We start from the raw sequence: 5949 nt of genomic DNA, 5'->3' as shown, positions 1-5949 counted from the left end.
AGCACAGCACAGCACAGCACAGCACAGCACAGCACAGCACAGCACAGCACAGCACAGCACAGCACAGCACAGCACTTAAACAGCCAAAATAGTGTAGTTACTACACTCTGTAATATAAATCCGCTTGATGGAGAGCAATCTCCATCAAGCGGATTTTTTATTTTCCTTAAAGGAACGTTTTCTATTGATTCCTAAAAATCCTAATTTTCTAATCCCCTAACTTTCTGAAATTAACAAAAAAAACATAAAGCAATGGCAGAATCTAAAAACAACATCATCACACACGGACTAAGTGGAAAAGTAGGTAATATGCTCGTGTTCAGTCAGCGTAACGGAAAAACGATAGTTTCTCAAAAACCTACTAAGAAAGCGATTACCTCCGAAAAGGTAAAGGAACAAATGGCAAAATTTCAACAAGCAACTATCTATGCCAAAACGGCACTCAAAAATCCTACTGTTAAGGAAGAATATCAATCAGTAGCCGATAAAAAGCAAGGAGTAACTGCCTATAACGTAGCGGTAGCCGATATGTTACAAGCTCCAAAGATTGAGCAGATTGACCTTTCGGACTATGCGGGTCAGGTCGGCGATACCATTAAAGTTAGAGCCTATGATGATTTCAAAGTAGCTTCGGTAACGGTACATATTTACAATTCCGATGGTTCGTTGGTGGAAGAAGGCAATGCGGTGGATAATGGGTTGGATTGGGTCTATACCGCTACGCAAACCAATGCAGACCTTTCAGGTGACAAAATTGTGGTACGAGCAACCGATATTCCTGCCAATACCACTGAGGCAACCAAAAACTTATAAGCAAGGGTTTGAGAGGCTTCGCCCGTTCAAAGTTTAAGGTTCAGCCCTTTAACTTTAAACCTTAAACCTTGAACTTTGAACCTTTAACTTTCCTCCTCCCGAGCTTGGATACACCTTGGGTAGAGCTTGGGTGGATAAACAACAGAAGAATCGACAAATTTTTAATGAACAATGAACAATCAGTGTCATTCGTAATTATTAATTGTCTGAGATAAGGCGTAACCGAAAAGCCTGTAAGAGAGTAGGGGAGAATTTTAAATTTTATAAACATGAAAAAGAATGTATTATTATTAATGTTGTTAGCCATGGTATTGGTAACAGGATGTAAAAAAGATGAAGAAAATTCAGGAGAAGAGTTTGTAATATACAAAACTCTTGATGAGGTTAAACAGGCGGGAGAAGAATTTGTTCTGGTTGTAGATGCAGAAAGATATTCAGAGTTTATACTCAATGGAACCAAAATTAATATGGGAGTGACAGAAGTATATGTTGCCATAGAGAAAGGGAAAAAATATGTGTTTAAATATAAAACTATTGTTTTTAAAAATTATTGTGATGATGGCTATAACGCGGGTAGTTATCCGCTATATATGATGAAAAATGATTCATATACTGAGAGAGGTTTATATAATTATGAATACTTGTATTTTGTGAAAAGCGAATATACTAATTATAAACTTTCTGAAAAATGTAAAGAAGGTAAATGGAAAAATAGAGACCCTTACATTACAGAGGGAGAGGGATACTTTACCATCACAGGAAATGATGAAGTATTTTAACTATTCTCATCGTTGAAAAAAGTTATTAATCGATTAATTTTCAATAATTAGACAAGTGTTTTACCAATTAACTTATTGAAAATTTGTTCATTGAAAAATTGTTATTTGTTAATTCAAAAAAGGCGTAACCCGAAAAGCCTGTAACAGAGTAGGGGAGTTTTAATAATTTAATTTTTATGACGATGAAAAGAATGATTTTTTATGCAATCACATTAATGATATTAGTTTCTTGTAGAGCAACGACACAGTATGTTAAATTTACAGGTGAAAGCGATGTCCCTGTAGATAAAGCAAGAATTTATGTCATAAAGCCATCTTTTGTAGGTTCGGCTACAAGAGTGGCTGTCTATTGTAATAATAAATTAATAGGAAATGCTACTAACGGAAGTTATTTAGCTTGGGATGTTGAAGAAGGTGAGTATGTGATAGGTAATACTCAATTTGTACACGCAGGAGCTACCTTGGGTTCTGCAAGAGGAGAAGATTTAGTAGGATTGAACGCAAAAAAAGGAAAGAAATACTATATTCAAATAAATTCAAATTTTAAATTCAATATACTAACTTCTGAAAAAGGGGAAAAATTAGTAAAGGGAAGGCGTAAACCAAAAGTGAATTATGTAGAATAAAAAACATAAAAGTTCAATTAATAAAGACCTTTGCAAAATATTTTCATTTGTTCAAAATTAAACATTTTTTTAGGAGATTTTAAGTAAATTGCCATAATGTACTACTTTGCAAGGGGCATCTAATTTTATATAAGATGAAGAAGGTAATTTTATTAATGTTTTTAATGTGTGTAAGTATCGCCTCTGCACAACATTTATACACAGGAGCAACGCCTTATTCCCAATATTATGGAGAAAATCCATCTTGTGAAGAATATGGTTGCTCACAGATAAAAGTAACGACAAGTAACTCCGATGTATTGGTTACCATTAAGAAAAAAGGAAAAGTAGTAAGACATGCATTTATTGAGGCAAATGATAGTTATACATTTTCCTTTGCTAATGGAACTTATCAAGTATTTTTCTATTACGGAAAAGGCTGGAATCCCAATAAAATAATGAAAACAAAAAATGGAACAATCAAAGGTGGATTTAGTTATAATGAACATTTTGGTAAGGACAATCCGCAATCTTTATATAATAATGTATTAGAATACCGATTGATTTTACAACAAAATGGTAATTTTAGTACAAAACCAAGTAATGTACAAGAGGCTTTATAATATGCAGAAAATAATTAAAATAGGATTAGCCTTTTTGATGTTTGGCTGTCTTTTGAAGATGCCTTATGGTTATTATCAGTTAGTGAGATTTGTAGCTTTAGTAGGTTTTGGGGTATTAGCTTATCTTTCATATAACCAAAAACAAGAAATGGCTACTTTGGTATATATTGTATTGGCATTACTTTTTCAACCTTTCTTCAAAGTAGCTATGGGAAGAGAACTTTGGAATCTCATAGATCTTTTGGTAGGTATAGGTTTGGTAATAAGTGTTTTAAATCCTAAAAGAATGAAATAGTATAAATTTAATAAAGTAAATGTTTATGGTACAGGAAATGAAAAAACACCTGATGAATTTGTATTTCTTGGCTCTAAGTGATGGCGAGTTTGCCCCTCAGGAGTTGGATACAATTTTAGAGATAGCCCAAGAAAAGGGATTTTCACAACAAGAATTTCAACAGATGCTGATCAATCCACCGGTGGGCATATTTCAAACTCCGAGTGAGTTTATGGACAAAATATTCTTACTCTACGATTTCGCAAAAGTAATTCTTGCCGATGGTGTTATTGACGACAATGAAGTAGCAACATTTTTAAAGTTTTGCGAACGTTTTGGGTTTGAAGCCGAAGTCAGTCGTGAGTTATTCGATTGGCTGATTCATTTAGCTCGTAAAAAATTAAACTCAGAACAACTAAAACAAGAAATCACAAACTTAATATCAAATCAAAATGGCACCATTTAATCAATTAAGAGGGTTTTTCTCTAAAAATATGGAAAACCAAAGTGAAAATCAGCAGAAAACACCCATTTTGGAAACAGGAGAAATTGAATTTGGAAAGACAGAGTTACAAACCTATGAGGATTGGGGCTTCGATATGTCCAAAAAGCAAAAGGGGAATGAGAGAGCTTTTATGGGCTGTTGGGTATTAGTTCGAGAATACTACTCCAAAAGAGAGCGTACAAATACCGAAAAACAAGAAGAAGATGTAAAAAAAGCTCAAAATGAATTAGATAGACTTGAAGTTTCTGTAAAACAAAAAGAACAAGTGATAGAAAATATTCGTAACAAGAATGAGTCTATCAAAGATAAAATTGATGGAATACGAAAAGATATTTTTCGTATAAATGAAAATCCTGAAAGTGTTTTAAAGGAAAAATCAAGTATGGCAAGTTTTATTATAGGGCTTGTTATTTTGTTGGGTTTAACAGTATATCTTTTTGTATTTTATAGTTCAGCAGCGTATTCGGCTCTTTTTAAGGATTTTACTCCTGATGATAATAAAGTTGCTGCTGCAATTTTCGATAGTCAAGCTCTTGTAAAAGCATACGAAGAGGGAGGACAGGCTTTGCTTTTTGTTTTGGCGATTCCATTTGCTTTTTTAGGATTAGGATTTCTAATACATAAATTTCAAGAAACAAAAGGAGTTGAAAAGTATTTAAAAATAGGATTTTTGATTGTCATAACATTTATTTTCGATGCTATTTTGGCTTACGAAATCGTAGAAAAAATTTATGAAATAAAAAGATTAGCGGATATGACAGGAAGTATGCCTATATTTTCACCTTCTTTGGCTTTTGAACAAGTTAATTTTTGGGTAATTATTTTCGCAGGTTTTGTAGTGTACTTGATTTGGGGATTTGTTTTTGATTTTACAATGGAATCATACGATAAACTCAATGTGGTAAATCAAGCCATTAAAACCCGAGAGAGTGAAATCAAACTGTTGGAAGAGGATATTCAAAAAAATCAAAAAGAAATAGAAGCTAACCAAGAATGTATTCAACAATTAGAACTTGAAATGGTGCCACACAGAAAAATAGTTGGAGGCGATGTCTTTGTAATGAATTGGTCTCGATTTTATCAATGTGTCAATGAATTTACCAATGGTTGGACAGAATGGATGACCGCCAACCGATTTGAAAAACATTTTATTGATGAAATACACCTACTAAATGAAAAACTTAGTAATGAACACAAAGGAAATATAGTAAAATCATAAAAAATACAACGATGAAAAAAGTAATATCAATTATCGCAATTATCGCAATTATCGCAATTGGTTTTAGTTTATCAAATTGTAATTTTGGCAATGCCAAAAAACAGCAAAATGAAGAGAAAACCAAAGAACAACAATACAACATAACATTATTGTTAGATTTATCTGATAGGATAGACCCAAGTGTATCGCCCAATACTCCTGAACACTATCAGCGGGATATTGAAATTATTAAAAACATTTCAGCCTTTTTTAAAAAAGATATGGAGAAAAAGGGAGCGTATAAAGCCAAAGGACGTATGCGGGTTATTTTTAGTCCTCCGCCAACCAATCCAGAAATCAACCAAATGGTTAATGAACTAAATATTGACCTTTCAAAATTTTCGTATCAGCAAACTGCCGAGAAAAAGAATATATACGACAATATTTTAGAGACATACGCAACTAATTTGGAGAAAGCCTATCAGCAAACTATCCAAACAAGTAATTATATAGGATCTGATATATGGCGTTTCTTTAAGAATGATGTAAAAGATTATTGTGTAGCTTCCGAAGACCACTACCGAAATATTTTGGTTATTCTTACAGATGGATATTTGTATCATTCACAATCAAAAGATGTTCAAAAGAATCGAAGTGCGTTTTTATCACCCACTTCCATACAATCCAATGGATTGAGAAGTGCCAATTGGCGTGAGAAATTTGATACAGGGGATTTTGGTTTTATAACTACTCGTAATGATTTGCAAGATTTGGAAGTTTTGGTGTTAGAAATAACGCCATCTAAAAAAGCTATCCAAGATGAAGATGTGATTAAAGCCTATCTTGAAAAATGGTTTAAAGAGATGAATGTAAAGCGATTTGCTATCTACAATACCGATTTACCAAGTAACACCCAATCCCGTATTGATAAGTTTTTGACCCAAGAATAAGTTATTTTACGGTATTAATAAGTATTTTAAAGAGTAACATTCTAAATTTTCATTTACAAGTTTTTGATAATAAGTATGATAAGATAATATATGAAAAATATTTTGAAAAAAGTTTCCAAAACTTTTGGTGTTTTATAAAAAAGTATTACTTTTGCACCCGCTTTGGAAGGCAGTTAGCTATTAGCTTATGGCGTATAGCTTA

General features: G+C 32.8%; 9 protein-coding genes. All 9 read left to right on the top strand.

Annotated features, from left to right (window positions below; translation table 11 throughout):
• Positions 1 to 195: hypothetical protein (locus tag CCAND38_RS12040; RefSeq protein WP_197066358.1), on the top strand; the 195-nt coding region annotated here is incomplete at its 5' end.
• 57 nt (positions 196 to 252) lie between these two features.
• Positions 253 to 813, top strand: coding sequence for a hypothetical protein (locus CCAND38_RS10770; protein WP_042007825.1), 561 nt, complete (start codon positions 253 to 255; stop codon positions 811 to 813).
• A 269-nt stretch (positions 814 to 1082) separates the two neighbouring features.
• A complete protein-coding gene (locus CCAND38_RS10765; protein WP_147362927.1) occupies positions 1083 to 1592 on the top strand; it encodes a hypothetical protein in 510 nt (169 codons plus the stop codon).
• A gap of 176 nt (positions 1593 to 1768) precedes the next feature.
• The gene (locus CCAND38_RS10760; protein ID WP_082023514.1) at positions 1769 to 2218 is read left to right on the top strand and encodes a DUF2846 domain-containing protein; all 450 of its coding nucleotides are present in this window, start codon (positions 1769 to 1771) and stop codon (positions 2216 to 2218) included.
• Between the two features lie 134 nt (positions 2219 to 2352).
• Positions 2353 to 2820: a hypothetical protein gene (locus CCAND38_RS10755; protein WP_042345378.1), complete on the top strand. Its 468-nt coding sequence runs from the start codon at positions 2353 to 2355 to the stop codon at positions 2818 to 2820.
• Position 2821: 1 nt separating this feature from the next.
• Positions 2822 to 3115: a DUF6804 family protein gene (locus tag CCAND38_RS10750; protein ID WP_042345376.1), complete on the top strand. Its 294-nt coding sequence runs from the start codon at positions 2822 to 2824 to the stop codon at positions 3113 to 3115.
• 25 nt (positions 3116 to 3140) lie between these two features.
• Complete coding sequence (locus CCAND38_RS10745) at positions 3141 to 3560, top strand: TerB family tellurite resistance protein (protein ID WP_156129802.1); 420 nt, start codon at positions 3141 to 3143, stop codon at positions 3558 to 3560.
• Between the two features lie 28 nt (positions 3561 to 3588).
• Complete coding sequence (locus CCAND38_RS10740) at positions 3589 to 4818, top strand: hypothetical protein (RefSeq protein ID WP_042345372.1); 1230 nt, start codon at positions 3589 to 3591, stop codon at positions 4816 to 4818.
• 11 nt (positions 4819 to 4829) lie between these two features.
• Entirely contained in the window at positions 4830 to 5747 is a 918-nt protein-coding gene (locus CCAND38_RS10735) for a hypothetical protein (RefSeq protein WP_042345371.1), read from the top strand.
• Positions 5748 to 5949: the final 202 nt, after the last annotated feature.

The sequence above is a fragment of the Capnocytophaga canis genome (genome assembly GCF_000827555.1).
In the GTDB taxonomy this organism is placed as follows: domain Bacteria; phylum Bacteroidota; class Bacteroidia; order Flavobacteriales; family Flavobacteriaceae; genus Capnocytophaga; species Capnocytophaga canis.
This window is presented reverse-complemented; position numbering and strand designations above follow the sequence as displayed.

Coding starts and splice junctions, on each gene's coding strand:
- CCAND38_RS10745 (WP_156129802.1), top strand. CDS start 3,141: ATGGTACAGGAAATGAAAAAACACCTGATGAATTTGTATTTCTTGGCT.
- CCAND38_RS10755 (WP_042345378.1), top strand. CDS start 2,353: ATGAAGAAGGTAATTTTATTAATGTTTTTAATGTGTGTAAGTATCGCC.
- CCAND38_RS10765 (WP_147362927.1), top strand. CDS start 1,083: ATGAAAAAGAATGTATTATTATTAATGTTGTTAGCCATGGTATTGGTA.
- CCAND38_RS10740 (WP_042345372.1), top strand. CDS start 3,589: ATGGAAAACCAAAGTGAAAATCAGCAGAAAACACCCATTTTGGAAACA.
- CCAND38_RS10770 (WP_042007825.1), top strand. CDS start 253: ATGGCAGAATCTAAAAACAACATCATCACACACGGACTAAGTGGAAAA.
- CCAND38_RS10750 (WP_042345376.1), top strand. CDS start 2,822: ATGCAGAAAATAATTAAAATAGGATTAGCCTTTTTGATGTTTGGCTGT.
- CCAND38_RS10760 (WP_082023514.1), top strand. CDS start 1,769: ATGACGATGAAAAGAATGATTTTTTATGCAATCACATTAATGATATTA.
- CCAND38_RS10735 (WP_042345371.1), top strand. CDS start 4,830: ATGAAAAAAGTAATATCAATTATCGCAATTATCGCAATTATCGCAATT.